Annotated in this window: 26 protein-coding genes; 13 read left to right on the top strand and 13 right to left on the bottom strand. The window is 47.3% G+C overall.

Going from position 1 to position 25,734, the window contains the following annotated elements:
• The 5 genes from rplI to rpsF are packed head-to-tail and all read right to left on the bottom strand — an operon-like array spanning position 1 to position 2,752.
• On the bottom strand, positions 1-636 hold the full coding sequence (rplI, locus tag DYP60_RS11105) for a 50S ribosomal protein L9 (protein WP_117331086.1): 636 nt from the start codon (positions 634-636) through the stop codon (positions 1-3).
• A 12-nt stretch (positions 637-648) separates the two neighbouring features.
• Entirely contained in the window at positions 649-1,617 is a 969-nt protein-coding gene (locus DYP60_RS11100) for a YybS family protein (RefSeq protein WP_117331085.1), read from the bottom strand.
• Positions 1,618-1,632: 15 nt separating this feature from the next.
• Entirely contained in the window at positions 1,633-1,917 is a 285-nt protein-coding gene (rpsR, locus tag DYP60_RS11095) for a 30S ribosomal protein S18 (RefSeq protein WP_117331084.1), read from the bottom strand.
• A 43-nt stretch (positions 1,918-1,960) separates the two neighbouring features.
• The gene (locus DYP60_RS11090) at positions 1,961-2,446 is read right to left on the bottom strand and encodes a single-stranded DNA-binding protein (protein ID WP_117331083.1); all 486 of its coding nucleotides are present in this window, start codon (positions 2,444-2,446) and stop codon (positions 1,961-1,963) included.
• A gap of 24 nt (positions 2,447-2,470) precedes the next feature.
• The gene (gene rpsF / locus DYP60_RS11085) at positions 2,471-2,752 is read right to left on the bottom strand and encodes a 30S ribosomal protein S6 (RefSeq protein WP_117331082.1); all 282 of its coding nucleotides are present in this window, start codon (positions 2,750-2,752) and stop codon (positions 2,471-2,473) included.
• Positions 2,753-3,259: 507 nt separating this feature from the next.
• Between rpsF and murD the strand changes: the two genes are divergently transcribed.
• Positions 3,260-4,585 carry a UDP-N-acetylmuramoyl-L-alanine--D-glutamate ligase gene (gene murD, locus DYP60_RS11080; protein ID WP_117331081.1) on the top strand — a complete coding sequence of 442 codons (1,326 nt, stop codon included), beginning with the start codon at positions 3,260-3,262 and terminating at the stop codon, positions 4,583-4,585.
• On the opposite strand, the gene DYP60_RS11075 is transcribed toward murD, so the two are convergent.
• Both DYP60_RS11075 and metG read right to left on the bottom strand, forming a co-directional pair.
• Positions 4,551-5,597 (bottom strand): lipid II:glycine glycyltransferase FemX, encoded by a 1,047-nt coding sequence (locus DYP60_RS11075; protein WP_117331080.1) that lies wholly within the window; start codon positions 5,595-5,597, stop codon positions 4,551-4,553. The genes murD and DYP60_RS11075 overlap by 35 nt on opposite strands.
• Positions 5,598-5,680: 83 nt before the next feature.
• A complete protein-coding gene (gene metG / locus DYP60_RS11070; protein WP_117331079.1) occupies positions 5,681-7,894 on the bottom strand; it encodes a methionine--tRNA ligase in 2,214 nt (737 codons plus the stop codon).
• A 136-nt stretch (positions 7,895-8,030) separates the two neighbouring features.
• On the opposite strand from metG, the gene hflK reads away from it, so the two are divergent.
• The 3 genes from hflK to DYP60_RS11055 all read left to right on the top strand — a co-directional run bounded on the left by hflK (position 8,031) and on the right by DYP60_RS11055 (position 10,769).
• Positions 8,031-9,014, top strand: coding sequence for an FtsH protease activity modulator HflK (gene hflK, locus DYP60_RS11065; RefSeq protein WP_117331078.1), 984 nt, complete (start codon positions 8,031-8,033; stop codon positions 9,012-9,014).
• The gene (hflC, locus tag DYP60_RS11060) at positions 9,011-10,015 is read left to right on the top strand and encodes a protease modulator HflC (RefSeq protein WP_117331077.1); all 1,005 of its coding nucleotides are present in this window, start codon (positions 9,011-9,013) and stop codon (positions 10,013-10,015) included. The genes hflK and hflC overlap by 4 nt, the downstream gene beginning before the upstream one ends.
• A gap of 73 nt (positions 10,016-10,088) precedes the next feature.
• The gene (locus DYP60_RS11055; protein ID WP_165849559.1) at positions 10,089-10,769 is read left to right on the top strand and encodes an HAD family hydrolase; all 681 of its coding nucleotides are present in this window, start codon (positions 10,089-10,091) and stop codon (positions 10,767-10,769) included.
• Here the strand turns inward: DYP60_RS11055 and DYP60_RS11050 are convergent.
• A complete protein-coding gene (locus DYP60_RS11050) occupies positions 10,742-12,388 on the bottom strand; it encodes a hypothetical protein (RefSeq protein WP_117331075.1) in 1,647 nt (548 codons plus the stop codon). The genes DYP60_RS11055 and DYP60_RS11050 overlap by 28 nt on opposite strands.
• Positions 12,389-12,393: 5 nt before the next feature.
• Positions 12,394-13,128, bottom strand: a complete 735-nt coding sequence (locus DYP60_RS11045; RefSeq protein ID WP_117331074.1) for an ABC transporter ATP-binding protein — start codon at positions 13,126-13,128, stop codon at positions 12,394-12,396.
• 229 nt (positions 13,129-13,357) lie between these two features.
• On the opposite strand from DYP60_RS11045, the gene DYP60_RS11040 reads away from it, so the two are divergent.
• A complete protein-coding gene (locus tag DYP60_RS11040) occupies positions 13,358-14,575 on the top strand; it encodes an argininosuccinate synthase (protein WP_117331073.1) in 1,218 nt (405 codons plus the stop codon).
• A 90-nt stretch (positions 14,576-14,665) separates the two neighbouring features.
• Positions 14,666-15,139, top strand: a complete 474-nt coding sequence (locus tag DYP60_RS11035; protein WP_117331072.1) for a nucleoside deaminase — start codon at positions 14,666-14,668, stop codon at positions 15,137-15,139.
• Here the strand turns inward: DYP60_RS11035 and DYP60_RS11030 are convergent, their stop codons facing one another.
• Positions 15,140-15,445 carry an ArsR/SmtB family transcription factor gene (locus DYP60_RS11030; RefSeq protein ID WP_240622872.1) on the bottom strand — a complete coding sequence of 102 codons (306 nt, stop codon included), beginning with the start codon at positions 15,443-15,445 and terminating at the stop codon, positions 15,140-15,142. It lies immediately after the preceding gene.
• Positions 15,446-15,609: 164 nt separating this feature from the next.
• On the opposite strand from DYP60_RS11030, the gene DYP60_RS11025 reads away from it, so the two are divergent.
• Together DYP60_RS11025 and DYP60_RS14310 are read left to right on the top strand one after the other, a co-directional pair.
• On the top strand, positions 15,610-16,905 hold the full coding sequence (locus DYP60_RS11025; protein WP_117331071.1) for a citrate synthase: 1,296 nt from the start codon (positions 15,610-15,612) through the stop codon (positions 16,903-16,905).
• An 86-nt stretch (positions 16,906-16,991) separates the two neighbouring features.
• Entirely contained in the window at positions 16,992-17,147 is a 156-nt protein-coding gene (locus tag DYP60_RS14310; RefSeq protein ID WP_165849558.1) for a hypothetical protein, read from the top strand.
• A gap of 26 nt (positions 17,148-17,173) precedes the next feature.
• Here the strand turns inward: DYP60_RS14310 and icd are convergent, their stop codons facing one another.
• Genes icd through DYP60_RS11010 form a run of 3 tightly spaced genes read right to left on the bottom strand, consistent with a single transcriptional unit; the run spans position 17,174 to position 21,597 of the window.
• Positions 17,174-18,403 carry an NADP-dependent isocitrate dehydrogenase gene (gene icd / locus DYP60_RS11020; protein ID WP_117331070.1) on the bottom strand — a complete coding sequence of 410 codons (1,230 nt, stop codon included), beginning with the start codon at positions 18,401-18,403 and terminating at the stop codon, positions 17,174-17,176.
• On the bottom strand, positions 18,403-20,340 hold the full coding sequence (locus DYP60_RS11015; protein ID WP_117331069.1) for an aconitate hydratase: 1,938 nt from the start codon (positions 20,338-20,340) through the stop codon (positions 18,403-18,405). The genes icd and DYP60_RS11015 overlap by 1 nt, the downstream gene beginning before the upstream one ends.
• A gap of 60 nt (positions 20,341-20,400) precedes the next feature.
• A complete protein-coding gene (locus DYP60_RS11010) occupies positions 20,401-21,597 on the bottom strand; it encodes an MFS transporter (RefSeq protein ID WP_117331068.1) in 1,197 nt (398 codons plus the stop codon).
• An 85-nt stretch (positions 21,598-21,682) separates the two neighbouring features.
• Here DYP60_RS11010 and DYP60_RS11005 point away from each other — a divergent pair, with 85 nt between their 5' ends.
• From DYP60_RS11005 to DYP60_RS10985, 5 genes are all read left to right on the top strand, one after another.
• Positions 21,683-22,147 (top strand): divergent PAP2 family protein, encoded by a 465-nt coding sequence (locus DYP60_RS11005; protein WP_117331125.1) that lies wholly within the window; start codon positions 21,683-21,685, stop codon positions 22,145-22,147.
• Between the two features lie 75 nt (positions 22,148-22,222).
• Positions 22,223-22,975, top strand: a complete 753-nt coding sequence (locus DYP60_RS11000; protein ID WP_117331067.1) for a basic amino acid ABC transporter substrate-binding protein — start codon at positions 22,223-22,225, stop codon at positions 22,973-22,975.
• A gap of 140 nt (positions 22,976-23,115) precedes the next feature.
• Positions 23,116-23,901, top strand: a complete 786-nt coding sequence (locus DYP60_RS10995) for a transporter substrate-binding domain-containing protein (protein ID WP_117331066.1) — start codon at positions 23,116-23,118, stop codon at positions 23,899-23,901.
• A gap of 142 nt (positions 23,902-24,043) precedes the next feature.
• The gene (locus DYP60_RS10990) at positions 24,044-24,904 is read left to right on the top strand and encodes an amino acid ABC transporter permease (protein WP_117331065.1); all 861 of its coding nucleotides are present in this window, start codon (positions 24,044-24,046) and stop codon (positions 24,902-24,904) included.
• Positions 24,897-25,640, top strand: a complete 744-nt coding sequence (locus tag DYP60_RS10985; RefSeq protein WP_117331064.1) for an amino acid ABC transporter ATP-binding protein — start codon at positions 24,897-24,899, stop codon at positions 25,638-25,640. Before DYP60_RS10990 ends, DYP60_RS10985 begins: the two co-directional genes overlap by 8 nt.
• Positions 25,641-25,734 lie beyond the last annotated feature (94 nt).

The raw sequence follows: 25,734 nt of genomic DNA, 5'->3' as shown, positions 1-25,734 counted from the left end.
TTACTCTTCTACTTTCTCTGCTTCAGCCTCTTCAATGACAGCTTCTTCAGCTTCCTTTGCTGCAGCTTCAGCCTCTTCAGCTTCCTTTGCAACTTTGGCGGCCTTTGCTTCTTGTGCAGCCTTAGCTGCTTCTGCTTTATCTGCCTCTGCCTTTGCCTTGGCTTCATCAGCTTGTCGTTTTTTCAAGACATTCTCGCTCTCAACGATGAGTTTGATCTCCGCGCTCACATCCTCGTACAAATGGACACGAACAGAATAGGTACCTACCATCTTGATTGAATGGGTAGGAACCTCGATCTTCTTGCGTTCGATTTCAATGCCCTGTTTTGCCAGTGCTTCCTGCACCATTGCAGAAGTTACCGAACCAAAAAGCTTGCCACTCTCACCGGCTGAAACAACCATGGTGATTACAACATTATCAAGCTTTTCTTTCAGGCCTGCACTTGCAGCACGCTTCTCTTCCTTACGCTTTTCGATAGCTGCAGTACGGCTTGCAAAAATGGCTTGGTTTGTTTTGTTGAACATCACAGCCATCTTATTTGGAAGCAGATAATTACGGGCATACCCGCTCTTTACAACTACAACGTCTCCCTCTTCACCGAGGTTGACTACATCCTGATTCAGAATAATTTTCATAGGATACACTCCTTACTCATTACGTCTATACATAATCCAAGTCTCTGTTACCCCCAACAAGGGAAGAACAAAGACAACCAGCACATTCACCCCAGGAATCAAGAACACCAAGAGGAACATCGTGGCAAACAGTCGAGTCGTGTTCACGGCAATGCCTTTTCGCAGTATAAAATGTACTACAATTGCCATTCCCTGCACCGCATACAACACACTACTTGCCAGCGCTGCTTGCAACGCAAGCGCCCGATACAGGTAGGGAGTCTTTGCCAGGATCAACAGCAGGACCAGTGCCCAAGAACCAAGAAACACCCAAAGGGTGACTTCCGGAACCCTCCAATGGGAAACCCGCACATTGAAGGAACCGTCAAACCGGGCCTGGTAGCTCATCGCCACAAAAGACGTGAACCCAACCAACACCATGCAGAGCGGAGCCAACATGGCTCCTATTGCCATCACAGACGTTCGATACAAACTTTCCAATGCAACACCAGATGCTTCAATGGAGGTTTGTGTTCCACCATTCGTCCCTCCGAGGAGCGTACGGAATGTCTCAAACATTGCTGAGTCTACCTTCTGGAGCGCCTCGTTAGGTCTTGTAAACCAAACAACCACCACAACCGAAGCAACAATCCCAAACAAGGATGATGCCAGATAGCGGTATAATGTACGCTTGTCATCCAAGGCAATCCATACTGCGCAGGCTACCAAGAGTACAATCGGGATGAACATTCCAACCACAAGCAACAAGCGCCCTTCGGGACTGCCTAAAGACCCTCTTGCCCTGACGAACTCGGTAATCACGAGCAAAGCAGCTACCAAGCCAACAGGAAACAACGCTTCCCTTCGATTGGAAAACTTCGGTGCAAGAACCATCAAGGGGATGGTGAAGAGGAGGTTCCCGATCAACAAACGGGAGAGCGCATAGCTCACCGCCGTCAGGAACAATCCCTGTTTCAACATCTTGGTATCAAGCTGGTTCATGGCACCTAACACAAGTTACTTCTTCTCAAACGGAAGGTACGCAAGTACACGTGCCTTCTTGATCTCAGCAGTAACAGCCCTCTGATGCTTGGCACAGCAACCGGTGATACGGGCAGGAAGAATCTTGCCACGCTCGGTTATATAGCGCCGCAGCATATCAGGATTCTTGTAGTCTGGAGTAAGGTTCTGGGTACAGAATTTGCAAACCTTTTTTCTGAAACTGGGTTTGCGTCCGCCCCCTCTTCTGTCTCTTCCGTTTCTTCCGTCATTATTCATGGAATCGTTATCGTCATCGCGCATTATATGTTTCTCCTTGCAACATCATCTGCCAGAAGGCAGAGTCTTAGAATGGGATCTGGTCGTCGTCAAACTGCTCAGGTCCGCCGATATCCAAGGGAGAGGCGGTATCCTGGGGAGCTGGCCGTGAACCATAAGACCCCTGGTTTCTCGTTTGTGGTTGTCCACTCTGACGAGAGGTGTTTCTACCATCGGTAGAACCGGGACTCGAGAGGAGCTGCAACGAATTCACGGCAATCTCAACCCTACTCCGACTTTGGCCGTCCTGTTCCCATCGGTTCTGCCTTAGCTCACCGACAATGGAAACCTGCCTACCCTTCTCTAGATATTGGTTGAGGGATTCGGCACTCTTGCCAAACATCGAACAGTCGAAAAAGTTTGCTTCATCCTCCCACTTATTGTCACCCGACCTCTTCCTCCGGTTGACGGCTAGGGAAAAATGACAGATAGCCATACCACCATTTGAATAGCGAAGCTCACTATCTCTGGTAAGACGGCCCACCAATGCGACTACGTTCAGGTCATTTGCCATGGTTTTGCTCCCATTCTTTAGTCTTTATTTCTCAGGGTTTACGAACAAGAACTTCAAAATGTTCTGGTTCAACAAGAACGCTTGCTCGAAGCCAAGGATCCTACTGGGATCTGCCTTCATTTCAAAGTAGACGTAATGTCCCTTTTCTTGCTTCTTGATATCATAGGCCAAATATTTGACGCCCATGTCATCCTGCTTTGTAATTTCTACATCAGCAGCTGCGAATGTGCTGGTCACGAATTCCAAACCAGCCTGTGTGTTATCTTCGTTTGCATTGAAAATAACAGTGAACTCATAATTTCTCATGGTTCCTCCTTACGGACTTTATGATCCGCCCTCAAGAGCGGATAAAGAGGTGTTTGCATACACTACCATACATTGTATGGATTGGTCAACAAATCTCATTCTCCCATCAAGCTTTAGCTTGTGGCTCCCATAGAAAAACCGCCGGAGCGACCGACGGTTTTGTACATTGGTACGAAGTATAAGTCTACTTGAACAGACTATTTGTTCTTATGTCTATTCTTTCTGAGCTTTTTCTTTCTCTTATGAGTAGCAATCTTATGCTTCTTTCTTTTTCTTCCACAAGGCACTATAGCGCTCCTTACCAACCGTCTCTATTTTCGGTAGAGCCCGAATACGACTGGCTTTGTAATTACCGGTCTATTATGCAGGGAAGATAAATCAACGTCAATAGGGTACGTTATAGAATTTTTCGGTATCTGTAAGAGCGAAATTCCTGCGCTTTCAGTTGCGATTCACTTGCTCTCTTCCCGCTTTCTTTTTACTATAGAGGCATCCGGGGGGTGGCACATGAAGGTTCTTATCTTCGGCCTTGGAATGCATGGAGGCGGTTTTGCAGCAGCCTCATATTTCCTTGACCATGGAGATGAAGTAAGAATTACAGATTTGAAGGGAACCTGTAATCTTGGGTATGAAATGGAAGATCTTACCCAACGAGGGGCACTATGCATCTCTGGACCACATCGTTCGGAAGATTTTCTGTGGGCTGATATCGTGGTTAAAAATCCAGCCATACCCCCAAACCACCCCATGCTCAAGTATGCTCGCATGGTTGTCAATGATTTTGCCTGGCTGTTCAGCTCCCCTTGGTGTGAACAGGTTAAGATCATCGGTATTACCGGAACAAAAGGAAAGACCACAACCAGTGCTGCAGTCGCCCATGTATTACAGGAATATGGGTATGAGGCAATGCAGTGTGGGAATATGGGAATCAGCGGATTCAGTATTCTCAGGGAGTGGGAAAGGCGAAATGAGCAAGGAAGAGCACTTCCCGAGTACCTTGTTTGTGAATTCTCTTCCTGGCAGATTCGCGACACGGTACAGGCAATGCATGGACAGCTTCCTGTCATGGAGCTCTGTGCACTTACCAACTTCTATCCAGATCATCTGAACTCCTATGAGTCTATAGAACACTATCTTGAGGACAAACTGCAACTATTCACGCACAATATCAAGATGGCGGTCATCCCCGATGTAATGCTCAAACGAATCAAAACTCAAACCCAATTGGACAAACACCATATTCGTGGAATTGACCGAGCAAGTGCAAAGGTACTGGAAGAACAGCCACACCTCAGAAGCGCTTATACAATCCTGCTTGCATTGGGATTCAAGTACAAAAGCATCCTTAAAGCCTTGCAGAGTTTCCAAGGAGTTCCTCACCGCATAGAACAATTGGGTATGCTTGGCAACATCCTCTTTGTGAATGACAGTGCAGCAACAATACCCGAGGCAGTGCATTTCTCCTATGCAAAATTCAGAACCATGGCAGTGCATCTCATCTGTGGCGGCACAGACAAAAACCTCGAGGCCGATGGAATGCTGGAAGAGTTACAAAGCGCCAGTAGCGTCTCCCTGCTTGACGGTAGCTTCACCCAAAATAAGCTGATTCCTCTCCTCGAGCAACATAATATTCCCTACTATGGTCCATTCAAGTCCATGGGGGATGCTCTCCAGCAGAGTTATGAAATGGCACGGAAGAAGGAACAGGAGCTACCGAATCTTGTACAAGCAATCCTGCTCTCTCCAGGGAGTGCTTCATTTGAACTGTTTGCAAATGAGTTCGATCGAGGAAATCAATTCAAGAACTTGGTAGGGCTTCTCCTTGAATCTTGATTCTCCTTTTTGATTGATAACGCATCATCTCAAAAAGTGAATAGACATGCCAAGTAACCCGATTATACAGATAATCGGTCGAGGGAGTGCGGTAATAGGGTTGTCCACCAAAAGAACGTTTGAATATCTCCAATCCTGCAAGATGGCTTGCCCTACCCTTCGGACCGGGGATTCCATATAAGTCATAGACACGACACTTTCTTTCGCAAGCCATCCTAATCGCAAAGTCCTGCAATAGGTAGGAGCAGGAAATGCCATCGAACCTCTGGGATGCGCCATAGAGATAGATTGCCTCGGAAGGGCTGAACAACACGATGATTCCTCCCACAATCTTCTCTCCTTCAACTGCCAGCAACAGCTCTGACGAGAAATCTTCATTACCATGAGAGAATGGCATCAAGAGAAAACGAAGATATTTTTTTGACCTGGGACTGAATCCATCTCTACGTGCTGTTTCCAGGTAGACGTCATACCAAGCAAGAAAAGACGCCTCATCTCCATCATGTACACGAACCTGAAACACTTGGTCAGCCTTTCGCAGTGCCCGTTTTGCCCGCTCTCTATATCCCAGTGTCACTGCATGATACCCCCACTGGAGATCGATTCTGACCGTTCCTTCAGGCTGTACACTCTGCTCCAGCGTTCTCAACCTTCTTGTTCGAAAGGTCATGACGTTCTGGTCATTCACCTCCTCAAAAGGCAAATCATAACGGAGTGCGAACACTCCTTTTGGGAGGAATTTCCGAATCTGTTTTGCAAGATCTTCCAGGAATACTCCGACTTGGCTAAGCTTCAGCAATGAAAGCGGAGGCCCAAAGGGAATGTATGCCAAAGAACAGAGGGGTGCCATCTGTTTGATGAGAACGAGCAGGGTAAAAGCCGAATTCTCTGTCTCAACCAAAAAGGCATAGCTCTTCCAACCAAAGTGTTGTTTCACCTCAGCCCAGACGCTGCTCTGAAACACGGCACCCTCAGAAGAAAGCTCTTTGGTTGCGATTCTTTGGATATGCATGCTTTTTCCCCCTTATACCACATTTGGGGGCCAGTACTGGCCCCCAAAATCCTTATCTAGATAGTAAGACTACTGATAGATATTTAACCTACCGGGCCATTCAAATATTTTTTTGCCGTCAGGGCTACCCCATCCTTTCCTATCGGTTTCCCGTCTATTTTCACCACCCCAGATTCAGTATAGATCGGCATGGAGAAAAAGTGGTCAGCCTTTATGTACGGAAGCTTTTCCTCCACAGGGGAAAAACCCTCTGGGGTGAGCACACTTCCCACTTCAAATTGTGGTGCAAAGAGCACTTCACAGGTGGTATGTTCTTCTGCATCCGGGTCACTTGCGGCCAGCAGCATTCCATAACTCTTCTCTCCCCGGAAATTTGCCGGCTTGAGATTGCTAACCAAGACAATATTCTGATCCTGCAACTCCTCTTCTTTGTAATAGGGAACGATGGAACTGATAATAGTCCTTGGCTCCTCTTCCTTTACATCAAGGGTAAGGATATAAAGTTTATCACCACGGGGGTGTTTTTCCACATTGGTAATCTTTGCGACCTTGAGCACTACTCGACTCGCAAACTGTTCAGCCAGGCTTACCTGGTCCTCTTTCTGATCCATGGTTTTCTCCAATTCTTTGGTTTTCTTTTGTTCTCGCTCTTCCTGAGAACCACTGAAGCGGGTGCGTAGTTGCTCAATCAGCGAATCCTCAAGCTTGGTGAAGAGCAGGGAGACATCACCGATACCCTGAATACCTTCCCAGTTGCCAAGGTCATTCCAATTAGTATTCTCAGCATGGAGGAAGGAGAGCATCTTCAAGGAAGTCTCCGGCATAAACGGCTGAACCATCACTGCCAGGTCACGAATCAGGTAGACAAGAGTCTTGAGCAGACTCATTGCTTTTTCCGGTTGCTCCTTATGCATCTTCCAAGGCTCACCGGCCTGGAACGCCTTGTTTCCCAAGGAGGAGAGACTGATGATCTGCCGAAGTGCATCGCGCTCCTCTGCTCGTTCCATGAACGAATCGATTTTTTTCTCACGTTCAACAATCTGCGCATGCAAGTCACTATCGATGGGTGCATCAAACAGTGCTTCATCCTCATAGAATCGTTTAACAAACGTCAAGGTGCGGTTCACCAAGTTGGAGAGGTTGCCGATAAGCTCACCATTCACTTTTTCCTGGAAGTCAGCCCAAGTAAACGTCACGTCACTTTTTTCCGGACGGTTGTAGAACATGTAGAACCGCCAGACATCAGCCGGGATTCCCGTATCCTGCACATCATTCCCAAAAATACCGATACCGAGGCTTTTACTGAACTTTCCACCCTCATAATTAAGGTATTCAGTGCTGCTCATATGATGGAGCATGGTCCAATCCAACCCACTTGCCAGCTGGCAGGAAGGGAATATGACGGTATGGAAAGGAATATTGTCTTTCCCGATGAATTGAAACAGTTCCGTGTTATCCGGGTCGAACCACCACTTCTTCCAATCCTTGGTGGCATTGGCTGAAATGGAAACATACCCAATGGGAGCATCAAACCAGACATAGAACACCTTTTTTTCGTACCCAGGCTTGGGAACAGGAATACCCCACTTCAGGTCACGGGTGATACAGCGTTCTTTCAAACCGTCCCTAATCCACGACTTGGTCACCTGAATGGCATTGTTTGCCCAGAAGCCTTCTTTACTGGCATTCTCCATCCAAGATTCCAACAGAGGAAGGGCTTTTGGAAGATCGATGTAGAGGTGTTTGGTTTTCTTTACCACCGGCGTAGTACCGCAGACAACACAGTGGGGATCGATCAACTCGATGGGATCAAGCAAAGTCTGGCAGTTGTCGCACTGGTCACCTCTTGCACCTTCTGCATGGCAGTGGGGACAGGTTCCCTCAACGAAGCGGTCTGCAAGGAATCGCTCACACTTTGGACAGTAGAGCTGCTCCATCTCATGCTCATTTACATAGCCTGCCTTATCCATCCGATTGAAGATATCTTGGACAATCTCGGTCTGTGCCTCGGTGCTTGTCCGTCCGAAATAATCAAAACCGATATTGAACCATTCGTAGATATCACGATGGATGGCATGGTAGCGGTCACACAGTTCCCGAGGGCTTATCCCTTCCTTGAGGGCACGTGTCTCAGTCGCCGTACCATATTCGTCGGTACCACATATATAGAGTGTTTCATACCCTTTCAGTCGACAGAAACGGGCAAAAACGTCAGCACTGAGAACCTGGGTAAGGTTTCCTAAATGCGGAATATTGTTTACATAGGGAAGTGCAGAAGTAACAAGTCTCTTTTTCATAAAGGATATAATAGAACGCACTGCATATTATTTCAATGGCAAACGAACCAATGTTGACGTTATGACAACCTTGACGAGTCTTCAAGAGGTAAGTACATTGTAAAGAGTACCTTTATAGGTACAAAGAGGAGTAATCATGGATACCATGCAGCAACCACCGAGGCCAACGCGTCAAATCAAGAATATCAGCCCCAAACTGGTAATCTGGATTATTGTCGCCGTCGTCCTCATCATATTGGTTCTTAGCAGTTTCTTTGTTGTCGACCAAACCGAACAAGCGGTTGTCCTACGCTTAGGAGAATACAACCGAACAGTAGGACCTGGACTTCAAACCAAGATACCACTAGGGATCGAGACCAGTTACAATGTCCCAACACAAGTCGTTCAGACAATGACATTCGGATATCGCTCAAACAACTCTACTTCCCCACTTTTTGGAAACAGTGACTACACCACTGAATCGCTCATGCTGACAGGGGACCTGAATATCATCGATGTCCAGTGGATTATTCAATACAAAATTGAAGATCCGGTAAACTGGATGTTCAAGGTTGAATCCAGGGAAACAACGCTCCGTGATATCAGCCAGAGTGTCATGAACAAACTGGTGGGAGACCTTCCCATCCTTTCAGTCATGACCAGTGAACGTACCCGCATCGAGATTGAGGCACAAAAGAATATGCAGAAAATCTTTGATGCATACGAATTGGGAGTACGTGTTGTAACGGTCAAACTACAGAATATCGTACCACCGATTGGAGAGGTTCAGGATGCCTTCGAGGACGTCAACAAGGCAATCCAGGACATGAACCGCTTGATCAATGAAGGAAAGCAGAACTACAACAAGGTCATTCCTTCCGCCCGTGGTGAGGCCAACAAGCTCATCCAACAAGCACAAGGGTATGCAGCAGAACGTGTAAACCAAGCTACTGGTGATGTGGCACGATTCAACAGCGTCCGAGAGGTCTATGAACAGTCACAGACCATTACGCGCACTCGATTGTACATTGAGACAATGGAGGCAGTCATCAATCCCACCGAAAGTGGATCGGTTACCTTGGTTGATAAGAACCTGAGTAACTTCCTCCCGGTGCAGATGATTGAAGGGGGTGCAAAATGAGCACAAATACGAATAAGAAACTAATTACCACCCTGGTAGTCCTCGTTGTCCTTATTGTCATCTTCATCTTGCTTGGGCCTTTCTACATCCTTTCAGAGGGCCAGCAGTCGGTAATTACCCGTTTTGGTAAGATTGTCAACACAGAGCAGGATGCTGGACTCAAGTTCAAGATGCCGTTGGTTGACAACGTGGTAATCTATCCGAAGAAGATACTCTCCTGGGACGGAGCTGCACAGAGGATTCCTACCAAAGAAAACCAGTTCATCTGGGTTGATACCACAGCCAGATGGAGAATAGCAGATCCAGCCAAGTACTATGAAACGGTCAATACCGTAAATAATGGTATCTTCAGACTGAACGATGTCCTTGATTCTTCCATCCGTACAATCATCAGTGAGAACTATCTCAATGAAGCGGTAAGAAATTCCAACGAGATCAATGTCATCGAGGTTGAGGAACAGGTACAGAGTGTGGAGAGCATCGAAGATGCAGAAAGGCTTCGAAACCTCACTGCAACGGTATCCAAGCAGGAAACGATCAGTATCGGTCGTGACGGTCTGAGCAATATGATGTTTGACCAGGCAAAACAGTTTACCGATGAATTCGGCATTGAACTGATCGATATTATCATCCGTCAGATTCGCTACAGTGATGACCTTACAGAGAGTGTGTATCAGAGGATGATCAAGGAACGTAACCAGATTGCTGAAGCATACCGCTCCTACGGTCGTGGACAACTTGCTCAGTGGCAAGGAAAGACTGAGGGAGAAGAGAAACAAATTCTCTCAGAAGCCTACGCCGAGAGTGAGAAGATCAAAGGTGTCGCTGATGCTGAGGCTGCCAAGATCTATGCAGAATCCTACGAGGTTGACCCGGATTTCTTCGAGTTCTGGAGAACGCTGGAGTCTTACCGCAAGACGGTGCCTGGATTGGATAAGATCCTCAGTACTGACATGCAGTACTTTGATTTGATTTATGGAAAAGAGGCCACGAGTAAATAGTCTTGAGGCATTCGACCAAGAGGAAGGGACATGTTCTCTTCCTCTTTTTTTGCCTACCTGCTACACTCAGCGCATGAGAGATAGTAGCCTAACCATCTTCGACTTTGACGGGACGCTCTACCCGATCGACACATATGACAGCGAGCAGCTGCTGATTCTTTTAGGAGCCAGGGAGCGGGGGGTGTTCTTTACAAAACGTTGCAAGCACTTCATAGCCCAAGACCAGAAAGGCGTATTCAACGATAGCTCGTTTCACCATCGTTATGAAAAACTTGTGAAAAGAACAAATGATACTATGTTTGAAGAAGTAGCAGAGGTCCTTCTCTCCCATGTTGGAGAGAAGGAAAAACGTGCCCTTCTTAAACTTTCTGACATCTGTGATCTGGGCATCCTTACCTGCGGAACGGAGAATCTTGCAAGGGCATTCCTCAGGAAACTCGGGATAGAAGACTCATTCTCGTTCATCCGCGGTAAAAAACTGGTTAGGGATAAAGAGGGAATCTCCCACTTGGTGGTGGATATTGATGGCCCTGAAGCTAAAGCGGAAAGGCTTACCTCACTGAGAAAAGACTATGACACCATTATCGCCATCGGGGACGGGCCTACAGATATACCCATGCTTGAGGCAGCAGATTATGGAATAATTGTCGCTTGGAACAAACAGAACCAGCAGTATCCCTATGCTACCTTCCCTTCCTTGGAGTCAGCTGTATTACACACAATCCACTACTTGGAAAGTAGTGAACGTGCCTGAGAGAGCGCTAAACGATAGGAAAGAGAGAACCCAAGTCCTGTTAACCCGAACAGCAGCAAGATGGAAAGTTCCGTTGACAGACCCACCAGTATTGGAAGCAGGAGTATCAAGGCAAAAAGCGCCAACACGGCGAATGTGATGAGCATGCCATAAAGCCCGTTCAGGTTGCTCTTCATTGCCTGTTGGCTTACCTTCCAATCGAGTCGTGGATGATGGTAATCAATGGCAAGATGCAGACATGCTATCATTCCTATGCAAAGCAATGATAGTGGTATCATCCAGAGAAGATGCAGGAGAGGCAGGGAGAGCAACAAGAGAGCAACCGCCAAATAAAATGCGTGAGGGATGAATACCAAAACCAGATGGAACAACAGCTTTGCTTGGACAAACGTGCTTGCATCAAGGGGATATTGCTTATCGAGGTCAAAGCGTTTTCCCTGTCTGGAAACACTGGTTGAGCTGATCATGCTGAAATTGGCGAACAACAGCAACAACAGATACACCAATTGAAGAAACACCCCGGTCTGGGTAAGTTGAGAAACCACTTCAGCGAGCTCATCCAGTATACCCATGAAACTGTATAGCACCAGAAGCAATACAGGAATCCCCAATTCCCCAATAATCTCAAACACAAACATGCTCTCTGAGCGGATGATGAGCAACTCCCGCTTCATCAGCGCTCGCTGCGGACTGGAAGAATTGAAGGTATGCTTGGCTTTTCGAGTCCTTGTCCCTGATTGGTTGCTGAGTACATAGGAGAGATTTGCAGCATAGGTAGTTCCTACCAATAGGACCAAACAGACAAAGAGGATTATTCCTGAGCCAAGGATAATGAACTGGCTTGCAAGGGAGGTGACCATCTGTGCTTGTATACGGAACCATGGGAACAGACTTATGATTTTCTCAACAAGTGGAGCATAAGATTGCAACATCACCTCATAATTGAATGAGAGCAACGAACCGTCATCGGTAAGATTTCTGGTAAGCGATACCGTCAACACAAGAATCAAGAGCACCAAGGATACTGCACTCACCAGTTCCTCAGCCATCTTATGGTTTTTCCCCTTGGTTAATCTGACCAGTACCATGGAAAACAGTACCGAAAGGGAGAGGGCGAAAAGCGGCCCCACCAGGAGGAAAAGCAACCCGCCAAACAGGTAAACCAAGGAAAATCCGTCAATCCAAAGGCCCACAATAAGGGAGGGCAACGTGACAAACCAATACAGGGGAGCTTGCAGAAGATAAGCGATCAGCAGTCTGCTCGCACCCAACTCGGTGTGACGTACAGCCAATGATCCCACCAACAAAATATCCTTTGCTCCGTAAAGCAGGCTGGTACCACTGGCCAAACTATAAAACAATTGGAAAGCAAACCCTAAGAGAGCGGCAAGGACAAGCCCAAGATACGGATACCCCAAGAGCAGACCAAGGGTCTGATAGCTATAATAATTTACTCCTAATATGATACCCAGATACACAAAAACCAGAACTATCAAAAAACTGGACACCATACTGATGATGCGAGAACGGGAGGTACTGATTCGTTCGAAGAAATCCTTGATCGGTTTAGTCCCTGAGAAGAAGGCACGAACCAACAGGAAAACGACACGCATGTTCATGGTCCTTACTCCCCGCTCTCAGTCAATTCAAGGAACAGTGCTTCCAAGGTTGCATCAAGTTCCTGTTTGCGCAATTGCAAATCCTTCAGGGTTCCGTTGTACAACAACGTTCCCTCCTTGATGATCCCCAGGCTACTACAAAGTTGCTGGGCAACCTCCAATACATGGGTAGAGAAAAAAACGGTATTCCCTGATCCTGCGTACTCAACTAAGAGTGTCTTTAGAATAAAGGCAGCTTTTGGATCCAATCCCACCATGGGTTCATCAAGGATGAGCAGTTTCGGAGAGGGCAACAACGCAGAAATGATCGAAAGTTTCTGTTTCATACCATGGGAGTAGGAAGAAATTTCATCCTTCAGGGCATTTTTCAGCAACAATCGCTCACCAAGCTCCTCGATACGTTGCTTTCGCTCCTCTCTGCCAACCCCATAGAGATCTGCAATGAAGGAGAGATGCTCATAGCCACTCATTCGCTCATAAAAAAGCGGTTCATCTGGTACATACCCTATTAATCGCTTGTAGGAAACAGGGTCAGAATACAGCGAGTATCCCATGAAGCTGAGGGAACCGGAATCGGGTTTGAGCAATCCGGTGATCATCTTGATGGTTGTGCTCTTCCCTGCCCCATTAGGACCTAGAAAACCAAATATCTGCCCTGGTTCGATGGAGAGTGTCAATGCATCGACGGCATTCCGTTGTTGGTTGCCATATCGCTTGGTTAGTTGATCACATATCAGCATTTGTCTACCTCCACTGCAGTATAGAGTGGAAGGAGGGATTTTGCAATAACTATTTCGAATATTTTCGAATTAGTATTCATGAATATTAATTCATTATAAATCATGAATTATTCGATTTTAATTGCATATTACAGCTTTTTTACGAATATTTATGCATAAACCTCTTGCCATTCTACAATAGAATTTATACACTGGCGGCAGAAGACAAAACCGAACAGGGAGAAAGAATATGAATAAGGAAAAAATCATTCTGGCATACAGCGGCGGACTTGATACCTCGGTGATCCTGAAATGGCTCGTCAACAAAGGATTCGATGTTATCGCCTATGTTGCAAATGTCGGACAAAATGAAGATTTTGTAGCCATTGAAAAGAAGGCTTTGGCCACTGGTGCATCAAACGTGTATGTGGAAGACCTTAGAGAGGAATTGGTCACCGATTATATCTTCCCTGCCCTCCAGGCCAATACAATCTATGAAGGGACCTATATGCTGGGGACCTCCCTTGCCCGTCCGATCATCGCAAAACGCCAGATTGAAATCGCCCGAAAGGAAGGAACTGTCTATGTTGCCCATGGAGCAACAGGAAAGGGAAATGACCAGGTCCGCTTTGAGTTCGGTTACTATATGCATATGCCTGAGGTGAAGATCATAAGCCCCTGGAAAGATCCTGAATGGCTGAGTCAGTTCGAGGGAAGAAGCGATATGATTGCATATGCAAAGCAGTATGGCATCCCCATCAAGGCATCCACCAAGAAACCCTATAGTGAGGATGAGAACCTCATTCACATCAGCCACGAGGCTGGTATCCTGGAAGATCCTTCCCTTCGCGCAGATGATGATGTGTACAGCCTTACCCTCAGTCCGAAGGAAGCCAAGGATGAAGAAACGCTTCTTACCTTCACCTTTGAAAATGGAATCCCTGTCTCGGTAAAAAATGAGAACGACCAAACGGTCGTCACCGACCCACTTCAACTAATTCTGTATCTCAACAAGATGGGTCATGACAATGCTATCGGACGGGTGGACATGGTTGAAAATCGTTTCATCGGCATCAAGAGTCGCGGTGTCTACGAGACACCAGGATGCGAAATCCTCTGGAAAGCTCATCACAATCTTGAAGGCATCACAATGGACAAAGAAGCAATGCATCTGAGAGACAGCCTGATGCCGAAGTACGCCGAGCTGATTTACAACGGGTACTGGGGGGCTCCTGAGTTTGAGATGCTCCGCGCTGCCTTCACGGTAGGGCAGAAACATGTCACGGGTACCAGCAAGGTTGCACTGTATAAGGGCAATATCATCTTTGCTGGTGTAGAAAGCCCTTTCTCACTCTACGATGAGGAGTTGGGAAGCATGGACAAGGCCGGTGGTTACCAGCCGGTTGATTGCAAGGGATTCATCAATATCAATGCAATCCGCTTGATTGCCAGCTCAATGCGTGGATAAGACTTTCCTGTGTACCGCCTTTAAAGCCTAAAGGCGGTATTTTGCCTAAAAGGAAAGATATGCTATAGTGGAGAGCGGAGAGAAATCATTATGGATGCGAAAGCGTATTTGCGTTTGGCAATAGACCAAGCCCGAAAGACCATGAACAACAAAGAAGGAGGCCCTTTTGGTGCCGTGGTCGTGGACACGAAGGATGGTTCCGTCTATGTTGCCTCAAACACTGTGTTGACGGAACATGACCCCACTTCGCATGCAGAAATAAATGCCATTCGTGAAGCGTGCAAAAAAAAAGAAACCCATGACCTCACCGGTTGCATTCTCTACACGACCTGTTACCCTTGCCCCATGTGCCTCTCTGCAAGTATCTGGGCAAATATCAAGGAAGTGTATTATGGGTGCACACCTGAGGACGCCGAGGCAATCGGGTTTAGAGATGATTACATCTATCGGTACATACAGGAGGGATGTAAGGACCACGAGGTCATTGACCTTACCCAATCGGAACGGGAGATGTGTTTAGCTCTGTTTGGTGACTATGCACAAACCATATCAGAGCGGTACTAGTCAGAGCAATTCCTGGTAATGCTCAATTCCCATGGCAAGGATGTCATGGATGTGTTCATCATTGAGACGGTAGAGAACATTACGACCGTCCTTCCTGAAACGCACCAGACGACGGGCCCTAAGAAGTTTGAGTTGTTGACTGATGGTACTCTGTTGCATCTTCAGTTCTTCACTGATTGCATTAACCCCTCGCTCCCCTTGCTCAAGCAGGAACAGGATTTTCAATCGGGTGGGATCTCCAAAGACCTTAAAAAAGTCTGCAATATCGACAATTTCCTCATCCAATGGCAATACAAATTCATCCATGGGGCATCTCCTCGAATCGATACATACTAGTATAACCATTACCGATAGGAATGAAAAGCAAAGAATATATGGGTGATATATTTCCAAAAGGACCAATCTAGGATACATTTCACCCACCTGTTCAAACAACATACATGAAAAGAACCCCTAGAGGAGGCTATGCAATGGATATCAAAGAAAAGGCAGCAAAACTGGTCCTCGAGGACAACGAATTCGATTTTACTGTCATCACGGACAACATGGGAGGAAAGTCAATTGACATAACATCCCTACGCAAGGACACTGGTTACATCACGTATGATCCAGGCTTTGCGAATACAGGGTCCTGCATGAGCAACATCTGCTTTGTTGATGGAGAGCAGGGAATCCTCCGGTATCGCGGGTATGATATTGAAGATCTGGTTGAAAACTGTGACTTCGTTGAGGTTGCCCACCTCTTGATCAAAGGCGAACTCCCTACCCTTGCACAACGGCATACCTACGCAGACATGCTCAACCGGCACTCCCTGCTGCATGTCGACATGAGGAATTTTTTCCGTGCCTTTCCCCAGGAAGCACATCCTATGTCGATTCTCTCTGCAATGGTTGCATCGCTTTCTGCGTTCTACCCCGAGTTGGAGGATGCTGATCCAGAAGAAAATGTCGACCTCACGGTAAGCAGACTTCTCTCCAAGATGAGAACCATCGCTGCTTTCAGTTATCGGCAGATGAATGGACTCGACTTCGTCGATCCTTCCTACAAGTATTCCTACTGTGAGAACTTCCTGAATATGATGTTCCATACACCGGTGAATGCTTATATTCCTGATCCATTGCACGCAAAGGCACTGAATATACTCCTGATTCTCCATGCTGACCACGAACAGAACTGCTCTACCAGTGCGGTTCGTCTTGTTGGTAGCAGTGGGGCGAATCTCTATGCATCGGTTGCTGCAGGTTGCTGTGCACTTTGGGGGAGCAAACATGGTGGAGCCAACCAAGCGGTCATGCAGATGCTGTTGAAGATCCACAATGAAGGACTCAGTATTGAACAGGTGATTGAGATGGCGAAGGACAAGGAGAACCCCTTCAGGCTCTCTGGATTCGGACACAGGGTGTATAAGACCTATGACCCGAGGGCAAGGATAGCAAAACAGCTCAGCCAGCAAGTACTTGGTGCCGACAGCCAGAGCGACCCGCTCCTACAGATTGCAATGGAGCTGGAACAGGTTGCTCTCAGTGATCCATACTTCATCGAACGCAACCTCTATCCCAATGTAGATTTCTATACGGGAATCATCTTCCACGCAATCGGAATTCCCGAATCAATGTTCACGGTCCTTTTTGCCATGGGGAGACTCCCTGGATGGATCGCCCACTGGCTTGAATGGAGACATGACCCGTACCAGAAGATTGGTCGGCCACGTCAGGCATACTCCGGTCCACATGTACGCAAGGTGGTACCGCTTGAGGACCGGTGACAGGTATTGATCTTCAATTTCAATGGCACCCTATTTTGTAACACCGAGTAGCATCGGTAGGCATGGGTGTCATTTCTTTGTGCCTAATGAAAGGTATCAATACCCCAGGGCAAGCCCTGGACTCAGGAGGCGTTGCCTCCTTTTCCGCCCCAAGGGACGGAGTATCTCACCTTGCTTTCCCGGCACTCGCTCCAGAAAGTAAGCCTTCACCCGATATCTATCTGGATACCTGCAAGGCGTGAATCCATCCGATTTTTCTGAGTTTCCTCTAGAGCAGTGAGACCAGATAAGAACCAAATTCCTTGGTTCCCAACGTTGTACAGGCATTGCCTTCAGCTTCCATCAAATGGGCAAAGTCAGTGGTAACGATTCCGTCACTGATTGCCTTCTGGACAACCTCGGTAATCAGCTGAGCAGCTTCAACCCACCCAAGGTAGGAGAGCATCATTTGTGCTGATAGTACGAGGGAGAGTGGATTCACGATGTTTTTCCCAGCAATATCAGGGGCGGTCCCATGGGTGGCTTCAAAGATTGCAAAGCCACTTTCATAGTTGATATTGGCTCCAGGGGCAATACCGATGCCACCAACCTCAGCTGCCAGAGCATCCGATATATAGTCACCATTGAGATTCAGGGTAGCGATGACGTCATACGATTCAGGTTTGAGCAGGATGTTCTGCAGGAAGGCATCGCAGATGCAGTCCTGAATGACCAACGGTTCTTGCCCTTCCCTTTCAATCTTCACCGTTCCACGCTCGTCTTCCATGGCACCAAACTCGCGTTTTGCGAGTTCATACCCCCACTTTCTGAATCCACCTTCGGTGAATTTCATGATGTTCCCTTTATGCACCAATGTGACATTACGTCGTTTGTGCTCCAAAGCATAGGAAATTGCACTGCGGATCAAACGCTCGCTTCCCTCAACAGAGACCGGCTTGATGCCAATTGCACTGCTTTCAGGAAAACGAATCTTGTTCACTTGCATCTCCTTAGAGAGGAATGCAATGACTTTCCCAACCTCCTCACTACCCGACTCCCATTCAATACCGGCATAGATATCTTCCGTATTCTCACGGAAGACCACCATGTCAACGTTCTCTGGATGCTTGACCGGGGAGGGAACTCCCTGGTAGTAGGAAACCGGACGTAGGCAGACATACAGGTCAAGGGTTTGCCTCAGGGTGACATTCAAGGATCGGATTCCCTTGCCTACAGGGGTGGTCAAGGGTCCCTTGATAGCCACCTTGTACTGCTTGATAGCCTCGAGAGTCTCCTCGGGCAGGTAGGTCCCGGTTATTTCCTTCGCCTTTCCTCCTGCAAATATCTCCTTCCAGATTATATGCTTTGTATCCCCATAGGCTTTCTTCACTGCCGCTTCGACAACGCTCTTCATTACAGAGGTAATCTCTTCTCCTACCCCATCTCCCTCAATGTAGGGAATGATGACGCTGGGAGGAACCTGCAAGACTCCATTTTTTATGCGTATTGCCATTTCCATCAAGCTTTCTCCTTGAGTATATTCAGCAGGCCACCACTGATGAGCATTGCTCTCTGGCCTTCGGTGATATCACATCGCAGGGTGATCTCCCGGCTTTTTGTCTTGTTCTTCAGCACAACCCTGTCACCCTTGATCTGCTCGGCTATGTTTTCGATGACCAGTTCATCGTTTTGGTCAAACCGAGTATAGTCCTCTTCCTTCTCAAAGGTCAGGGGAACAATACCGAAGTTGCATAAGTTGTTCTGGTGAATACGTTCGATGGAAACGGCAATCACTGCTTTAACACCCAAATACATCGGGCAGATTGCGGCATGTTCCCGGCTCGATCCCTGACCATAGGAGGCACCAGCTACGATGAAGTTGTCCTTTCCTCGGTCCTGATTCTCCACACAACGTTCACTGAAATGCTCATCCACAGGTTCAAAGACGAATTTGGAGTATACAGGGATGTTGGAACGGTACTTGAGTCTGGCTCCAGCGGGCATGATGTGGTCGGTTGTGATCTTATCCCCCACCTTAATCGTCACAAACCCGTCCAAGTCTTCCTTTAGAGGAGTGTTCTTCGGTGGATCACCTATATTGGGGCCACGGAAGATCTCAACATCGCTGCCATTCTCGGGAGGAAAGATGAACATGGAGTCATCAATCAGGAACTGCTCAGGCTGCACTACCTTCGGGAAGGCAATGCCATGGGAAGAAAGCGGGTCGGTGAACTGGCCGCTCAAGGCACTGAGTGCGGCAGTTTCAGGACTGACCAGATAGACCTGGCCACTCTTGGTTCCGCTGCGTCCCTCAAAGTTACGATTGCTGGTCCTAAGCGATACTCCGTCTGTTCCAGGACTCTGATGGTTGCCGATGCAGAACCCACAGGCGCTTTCAAGAATACGGGCACCACTGGCGATCATCTTCGCAAGGGAACCATCCTGACTGAGCATGAGGAGCACCTCACGGCTTCCTGGAGCTATGCCAAGACTTACATGTTCCGCGATGGTATGGCCATCGAGGATATCAGCGACTTTTTTCATATCAGCATAGCTTGAGTTGGTGCAGGAACCGATGAGCACTTGCTCAACCCGCTTACCTGAAAGGGATGCCACTGTGACAACATTTCCTGGAGAGTGAGGACAGGCTACCTTGGGCTCCATGGCTGACAGGTCAATTTCAAACAGGTCATCATAGACCGCACCTTCGTCTGCCCTGAGCTCTATCCAGTCTTCCTCCCTTCCCTGGGCCTTCAAGAATGCACGTGTCTTCTCATCAGAAGGGAATATGCTCGTGGTAACCCCACATTCAGCACCCATGTTACAGATGGTCGATCGCTCTGGGACATCCAACGTCTGGACCCCTTCACCGGTGTATTCAAAGATGCAGTTTACATTACCTTTTACCCCGAAGCGCTCGAGCACTGTCAGGATGACATCCTTTGCGGAGACCCAAGGGCGAAGTTTCCCATGGAGACGGATTTCGATCACTTTCGGGCTGATCAGGTGAAAGGGTTGGCCGGCCATGGCCACGGCAACATCAAGCCCTCCTGCTCCGATGGCAATCATCCCAATTCCACCACCGGTAGGAGTATGGCTATCACTGCCAAGCAGTGTCTTTCCAGGTTTTCCGAATCGTTCAAGATGCACCTGGTGACAGATTCCATTTCCCGGGCGGGAGAATACCACACCCTTGGCAGCGGCAACAGTCTGGAGATAGTGATGGTCATCTGCGTTTTCAAATCCAACTTGGATGGTATTATGATCTACATAGCTCACAGCGAGCTCGTTCTGGACGCGATCCAAACCCATTGCTTCAAATTGCAGATAGGCCATCGTTCCGGTGGCATCCTGGGTAAGCGTTTGGTCAATATGGATCCCGATGGGGTTTCCATTTCCCAGTGTTCCCTCCTCAAGGTGGGAAGCGAGTATTTTCTCAGTCAAGGTCTTGCTCATAGTGGGCTCCTTTTGGCGTCATTAACTCTATTGTATACGAATTCAGTATTGTGTGTAAAACTACTTTCCGTGTTTCCTGGTGCTTTCAATAAAGGAAGCAACAAACAACTCACCCAGTACCAGGACAATGGCCGCTGTGCCAATGACAAGCAATACTTTGGAGAAGGAGAGCTGCTCATAGATGCTCCCTCCCACTACTGCACCAAGAATGGTTCCGAATGTAAGTAGTACCTCATGGATGATCATTCTCCCAGATCGGTTCACACTGCCGCTCGCTCCATGAAACATGCTTTGGTCGTAGGCAAATGCAAAGAGAATCCCGAAAAACAAGAAGAAGAATGCAAAGGGAAGCGGGGAAGAGAATCCCATCGCTATCAGACAGAGCACCCCAAAGAGCAACTGCACCATGAATATGTATCGCTTCTTGAAGTGCCAGAACTCCAACTTTCCCAAAGCCAGGAAACTGAGACAGGTAGCAACCCCGCGAACAAGCAAGAGCAAGCCTGTCTGGCTTTCACTGATCTTCAGGACATCCTGGGCGTAGAGAGGGAAAATGGTAAGGATGACACTCATGCCGCTATAGAGTGATATGATGCCTACCCAGGCATAGAAGCGCAAAGGAGTGCTCGCATCCTCTCGCATATTTTCTTTGTTGTCAGCATGTTCACTCTGCACTGCCCTGATCCCAGGGACCAGAGCACTGGTGATTGCTATTAGAAGAAATACAAGAAAGAACATGAGGATGGCAACATAGAAAGGAGTGGTTGTGGATACTTCCACCAGAATACCCGCAATATAACTGGATATACCAACCCCGAAAGACCAGGAAAAGTTGAAGGCGTTGGCTACATGATTCAGCTGGACTCCTTCCTTCCCTCTTGAGAACCAACCCTCTATCTGAGGCCAGAGCAAACTCATGAAAGCCCCGTAGAAGACCAATGCTATGTAAGCAATAGAAAGCGTTTTGGTGGATACAAAGAGCAGCACTGCCAATGCCATACCGATAAGAGAGGTCTCCACAAGATGGCGTGGACGGAAATGGACCGTGAATCTTCCTCCGAGCAAGCAAAATACTAGATACGTTGCAGTAGTGATGGATGCAGCAACCCCGATTTGATCCGCTCCAAGAAAAAAGGCTCTGCGTAGATGATACACCAGAGCAAGATTCACCATGGCTATCGATAACTGGCCAAAGAATGAGGCAACATTGAGCACCCAGAATTGAATAGCATCGCTTTTCTGCGGTGAAACGTACATGACATCTCCAAAGATATTGTTGAGTGCAACTCTAGAACAAGATGGAATCTTGCGCAAGCAGGGGAAAAAAGCTACGCTGTTGGGCATGAACAATGCTTTGTTGGATAATGCCCCATTTGTCTCGGTTGCAATCACTTTCTTTACTGCACAATTACTCAAACCATTTATTAATGCAATCTTTGAGCGAAAGTTTGTTTGGCACATGCTCTTCAGCACTGGTGGCATGCCTTCAAGTCATACTGCAGGGGTCATCGCCCTTGTTACTTCGATTGCACTAACTGAAGGTATCGGGACGGTCGATTTTGCCATAGCAGCAACGTTCGCCGCAGTCGTCATTCACGATGCAATGGGTATCCGTAGGGCAGCAGGAAAACAGGCGGAGGTCATCAACGAGTGGAGCAGAATCCTCAGTGACATTCATAAAGAAGGGCAGTTCACCCCTGAAAACCTGAAAACCATGCTCGGACACTCCTTCAGCCAGGTATTTGGAGGATTCTTGCTGGGACTCATCATCGGTTTGAGTGCAACCTACCAGATCATGGGTCATTGACAGTTCTAACAAAGTTGCCCATTATCAATACCCAGAATAGTACATTACACGTGTATCACAACATAAGGAAACAACATGAAAAAAACCATGACAGCAGCACTGTTGGTACTACTGGTATTTGCTCTTGTACTTACCGGCTGCAAGAAAGAAGAGGCAAAAGATGGCTATGTATTTGCAACTGATGCAACTTGGCCTCCACTGGAGTTTGTTGAAGACGGCACCTTGGCCGGATTTGAAGTTGAATTGATTCCACTCATTGGTGAGAAAGTCGGCGTTGCCATGTCGGTGAAGAACGTCCCTTGGGATACCATTTTTGCTGGCCTTGCCAATGGTGCCTATGATGGGGTTGCCAGCGGTGTGACCGTAACAGAAGAGAGGAAAGCTACCATGGCTTTCTCCTCCCCTATCCTCTCTGCTGGTCAGGTAGTTATCATTCGCAATGAAGATGCAGGCAATATCAAGGGGATTGAGGATCTGGAAGGGAAGAAAATCGGAGTCCAGATTGGAACCACTGGTGACTTTGCGTTGGAAGCATACCCTGTGGAAAGACGCGCCTATGATGAAATCGGCCTCGCCATAGAGGATATGCTCAATGGGAATATAGATGCAGCAGTCTGTGACTCCTTGATTGCCAGCGATTTTGTACTTTCCAATGAAAACTACAGTTCCCGCCTTGTAGTTGCAGGAGAGCCGTTCACCCAGGAAGATATCGCAATCGCAGTACAAAAGGACAATCAGGAGCTCCTGGACCTCATCAACGAGGGGCTTGCAAAGGCAGAGGCTGATGGATCTTTCAATGCATTGAAGGAAAAGTGGAATCTACTGTAAACAAATTTCATCAAAGAACAGGGGGCTTAGGCCCCTTTTTTTGCATCTTCTCTTTCTCTTTATGCATATTTATTCTAATTTAGTTGACATATTTTGTATATCTATGCATTATTCGTATATCAGAAAGTAAGGAGATTATCATGAAAAAAATACTTGTTGTAGCTTCCTTGTTACTTGTAGTATCCTCTGCCTTGGTCTTCGGACAGGCTCAGGCTGAAACTGGGAAAAAATCCTATGTCTTTGCAGCAAACTGTGCATGGCCCCCGCTTGAATTTGTTGATGAGAATGGGGATATCGTTGGATTTGAGATTGATCTGGTCAATGAGATTGCCAAGATAAACAACGTTGACATTAGTATCGTCAATGTTGCCTGGGAAGGAATCTTTGCCGGTCTGGCAAACGGAGCCTACGATGCGGTTGCCAGTGGTGTATCCGTTACCGAAGAGAGAAAGGCCATCATGGATTTCTCTACCCCAATCCTTGTAGTAACACAGGCAATTCTTGCCCCTGTTTCCAATACAAGCTTATCCAATACTGCTAGTCTGAACAACAAGACTGTCGGTGTGCAGCTGGGAACAACCGGTCATATCTTCCTTGATGATTTTGACAAGAGTCGTAACGACTTCAGTGTCAACATCAAGGCATATGATGAGGTAGGCTTTGCTATTGAAGACATGCTCAACGGTAATCTTGATGCAGTGGTGACCGATTCCGTTATTGCAAGTGACTATGTCATGACCAATGAAAACTATGCCAGCAAGCTCAAGATCACCGGTAGTGCCAGCGATTTGGGAGAACCTGAACCTATAGCTATTGCTGCACTGAAGGGAAACACTGAGGTCATGAACCTAGTAAACAACGGATTGAAGACCATGGAAGAGAATGGGACGATGGATGCTCTGAAAAAGAAATGGGGCATCATCTAAACAAAACTCGTTCCTTGACCCGCAGCCGCCGGAAGGCGGCTGTACTGTTTACTGGGATTATATGAATAATTATACATAGTTGCTTGACTTTACATGCATAATTATGTAGTACTTCCCTTATATCAGTAGAATGTGAGAATATATGGAAAAACAACCATTTGATAATGAAACAGCAAAGATACAGAAGATTCGGGATCAGGTGGTCTCAGTTGATCTGACTGCACAGAAAAAAAGGGCTCTTACCATCCAGATGACCGATGGGGTACTCATCCCCCGTAAGGATGATGGACATGTATTGAACTCATGGAGGATTACCTTCTTCAGTGCCATCATCCTGCTCGCAAGCTTGGTCATGTTCAAACCCCAACCCTATCGTGATATCTTCATGGTAACCATCAAGGGAACTCCGGTTACCTTTCAGGCTACCATTTTTGCCATCCTGGGAGCGTTGGTGATCGGAACGGCCACCGGTCTTGGTTCGGTAAGTAAACGACGTTGGGTCAATATGCTCAGCGGAGTCTATGTAGAGCTGATCCGGGGCATTCCCCTCCTTGTCCAGTTGATCTTCATCTATTATGCGATGGGACGGTTCTTCAGAATCCAGGGCATGGCTGCAGCGGTTGTTGCACTGTCCATCTGCTTCGGTGCCTACATGGGAGAAATTGTAAGAGCTGGTATCCAGGCTATCCCCAAGGGGCAAATGGAAGCAGCAATTGCATTGGGACTGAGCAGGTCCCAAGCATTCAGGTATGTTATTCTTCCCCAGACGGTTAAGGTAATTCTCCCGGCAATCGGGAATGAGTTCATCTCGATGCTCAAGGACTCATCCTTGGTATCCGCCATCGCGCTCAGCGATATCCTGAGAAAAGGAAGGGAGTATATCAGCAGGACCTTCCTATCCCTGGAAACCATGCTGGTTGTTGCGCTCATATACCTCATTATCACCCTCCTGCTCTCCCGCTTGGTGGGCCTCTTGGAGGAAAGGTTGCATAAGAATGGCTAGAATACGTATTGAAGATCTCTCAAAAGATTATATAACAGCGAACAAGACCTTGGTACACGCTGTCAAACATGCTGATCTGACCGTGGAGAACGGTGAGGTTGTGGTAATCATTGGACCGTCCGGTAGTGGAAAATCCACATTGCTCAGAAGTGTCAATAAATTGGAAAATCCGAGTGACGGTAAAATTTTCATTGATGAAGATGAAGTAACAAACCCGCATGTAGATTTACGGAAAATACGTGAAGAAGTGGGAATGGTATTCCAGTCCTTCAATCTTTTCCCCCATTTGACGGTCATGGAGAACATTACTCTTGCTCCCGTGAAAGTGAGAAAAATTTCACAGAAGAAGGCAGCAGAGAATGCCATGAATCTCTTGAAGCTTGTAGGACTCGAGGAAAAGGCAGATGTACATCCACCGCAGCTTTCTGGTGGACAGCAACAGCGTGTCGCTATTGCCCGTGCACTGGCGATGGAGCCGAAGGTAATGCTCTTCGATGAACCTACCAGTGCCCTTGACCCAGAGATGATTAAAGAGGTACTGGATGTAATGCTCAAACTTGCGAAAAGTGGCATGACTATGCTCCTGGTAACTCACGAGATGGGATTTGCAAAGGCAGCTGCTTCAAAGGTTGTCTTCATGGATGACGGGAGAATTGTTGAAGTTGGTACGCCCGATGAGGTTTTCTCCCATCCAAAGAGTGATCGAACAAAGCAATTTTTGGAGCACATTCTTTAAAAATAGGGCATCAGAGCCCTGTTTTTGCTTCTAATAGATATCTACTAGTATACTAAAAGCATACATCTACCATTGCTTTAACGCGTTGCCTTCG

The sequence above is a fragment of the Sphaerochaeta halotolerans genome (assembly GCF_003429665.1).
Lineage (GTDB): Bacteria > Spirochaetota > Spirochaetia > Sphaerochaetales > Sphaerochaetaceae > Sphaerochaeta > Sphaerochaeta halotolerans.
This window is presented reverse-complemented; position numbering and strand designations above follow the sequence as displayed.

What these genes read in the sequence shown, in the direction of transcription:
- rplI (WP_117331086.1), bottom strand. Translation starts at nt 636, where the DNA reads ATGAAAATTATTCTGAATCAGGATGTAGTCAACCTCGGTGAAGAGGGA.
- DYP60_RS11100 (WP_117331085.1), bottom strand. Translation starts at nt 1,617, where the DNA reads ATGAACCAGCTTGATACCAAGATGTTGAAACAGGGATTGTTCCTGACG.
- rpsR (WP_117331084.1), bottom strand. Translation starts at nt 1,917, where the DNA reads ATGCGCGATGACGATAACGATTCCATGAATAATGACGGAAGAAACGGA.
- DYP60_RS11090 (WP_117331083.1), bottom strand. Translation starts at nt 2,446, where the DNA reads ATGGCAAATGACCTGAACGTAGTCGCATTGGTGGGCCGTCTTACCAGA.
- rpsF (WP_117331082.1), bottom strand. Translation starts at nt 2,752, where the DNA reads ATGAGAAATTATGAGTTCACTGTTATTTTCAATGCAAACGAAGATAAC.
- murD (WP_117331081.1), top strand. Translation starts at nt 3,260, where the DNA reads ATGAAGGTTCTTATCTTCGGCCTTGGAATGCATGGAGGCGGTTTTGCA.
- DYP60_RS11075 (WP_117331080.1), bottom strand. Translation starts at nt 5,597, where the DNA reads ATGCATATCCAAAGAATCGCAACCAAAGAGCTTTCTTCTGAGGGTGCC.
- metG (WP_117331079.1), bottom strand. Translation starts at nt 7,894, where the DNA reads ATGAAAAAGAGACTTGTTACTTCTGCACTTCCCTATGTAAACAATATT.
- hflK (WP_117331078.1), top strand. Translation starts at nt 8,031, where the DNA reads ATGGATACCATGCAGCAACCACCGAGGCCAACGCGTCAAATCAAGAAT.
- hflC (WP_117331077.1), top strand. Translation starts at nt 9,011, where the DNA reads ATGAGCACAAATACGAATAAGAAACTAATTACCACCCTGGTAGTCCTC.
- DYP60_RS11055 (WP_165849559.1), top strand. Translation starts at nt 10,089, where the DNA reads ATGAGAGATAGTAGCCTAACCATCTTCGACTTTGACGGGACGCTCTAC.
- DYP60_RS11050 (WP_117331075.1), bottom strand. Translation starts at nt 12,388, where the DNA reads ATGAACATGCGTGTCGTTTTCCTGTTGGTTCGTGCCTTCTTCTCAGGG.
- DYP60_RS11045 (WP_117331074.1), bottom strand. Translation starts at nt 13,128, where the DNA reads ATGCTGATATGTGATCAACTAACCAAGCGATATGGCAACCAACAACGG.
- DYP60_RS11040 (WP_117331073.1), top strand. Translation starts at nt 13,358, where the DNA reads ATGAATAAGGAAAAAATCATTCTGGCATACAGCGGCGGACTTGATACC.
- DYP60_RS11035 (WP_117331072.1), top strand. Translation starts at nt 14,666, where the DNA reads ATGGATGCGAAAGCGTATTTGCGTTTGGCAATAGACCAAGCCCGAAAG.
- DYP60_RS11030 (WP_240622872.1), bottom strand. Translation starts at nt 15,445, where the DNA reads ATGGATGAATTTGTATTGCCATTGGATGAGGAAATTGTCGATATTGCA.
- DYP60_RS11025 (WP_117331071.1), top strand. Translation starts at nt 15,610, where the DNA reads ATGGATATCAAAGAAAAGGCAGCAAAACTGGTCCTCGAGGACAACGAA.
- DYP60_RS14310 (WP_165849558.1), top strand. Translation starts at nt 16,992, where the DNA reads ATGAAAGGTATCAATACCCCAGGGCAAGCCCTGGACTCAGGAGGCGTT.
- icd (WP_117331070.1), bottom strand. Translation starts at nt 18,403, where the DNA reads ATGGAAATGGCAATACGCATAAAAAATGGAGTCTTGCAGGTTCCTCCC.
- DYP60_RS11015 (WP_117331069.1), bottom strand. Translation starts at nt 20,340, where the DNA reads ATGAGCAAGACCTTGACTGAGAAAATACTCGCTTCCCACCTTGAGGAG.
- DYP60_RS11010 (WP_117331068.1), bottom strand. Translation starts at nt 21,597, where the DNA reads ATGTACGTTTCACCGCAGAAAAGCGATGCTATTCAATTCTGGGTGCTC.
- DYP60_RS11005 (WP_117331125.1), top strand. Translation starts at nt 21,683, where the DNA reads ATGAACAATGCTTTGTTGGATAATGCCCCATTTGTCTCGGTTGCAATC.
- DYP60_RS11000 (WP_117331067.1), top strand. Translation starts at nt 22,223, where the DNA reads ATGAAAAAAACCATGACAGCAGCACTGTTGGTACTACTGGTATTTGCT.
- DYP60_RS10995 (WP_117331066.1), top strand. Translation starts at nt 23,116, where the DNA reads ATGAAAAAAATACTTGTTGTAGCTTCCTTGTTACTTGTAGTATCCTCT.
- DYP60_RS10990 (WP_117331065.1), top strand. Translation starts at nt 24,044, where the DNA reads ATGGAAAAACAACCATTTGATAATGAAACAGCAAAGATACAGAAGATT.
- DYP60_RS10985 (WP_117331064.1), top strand. Translation starts at nt 24,897, where the DNA reads ATGGCTAGAATACGTATTGAAGATCTCTCAAAAGATTATATAACAGCG.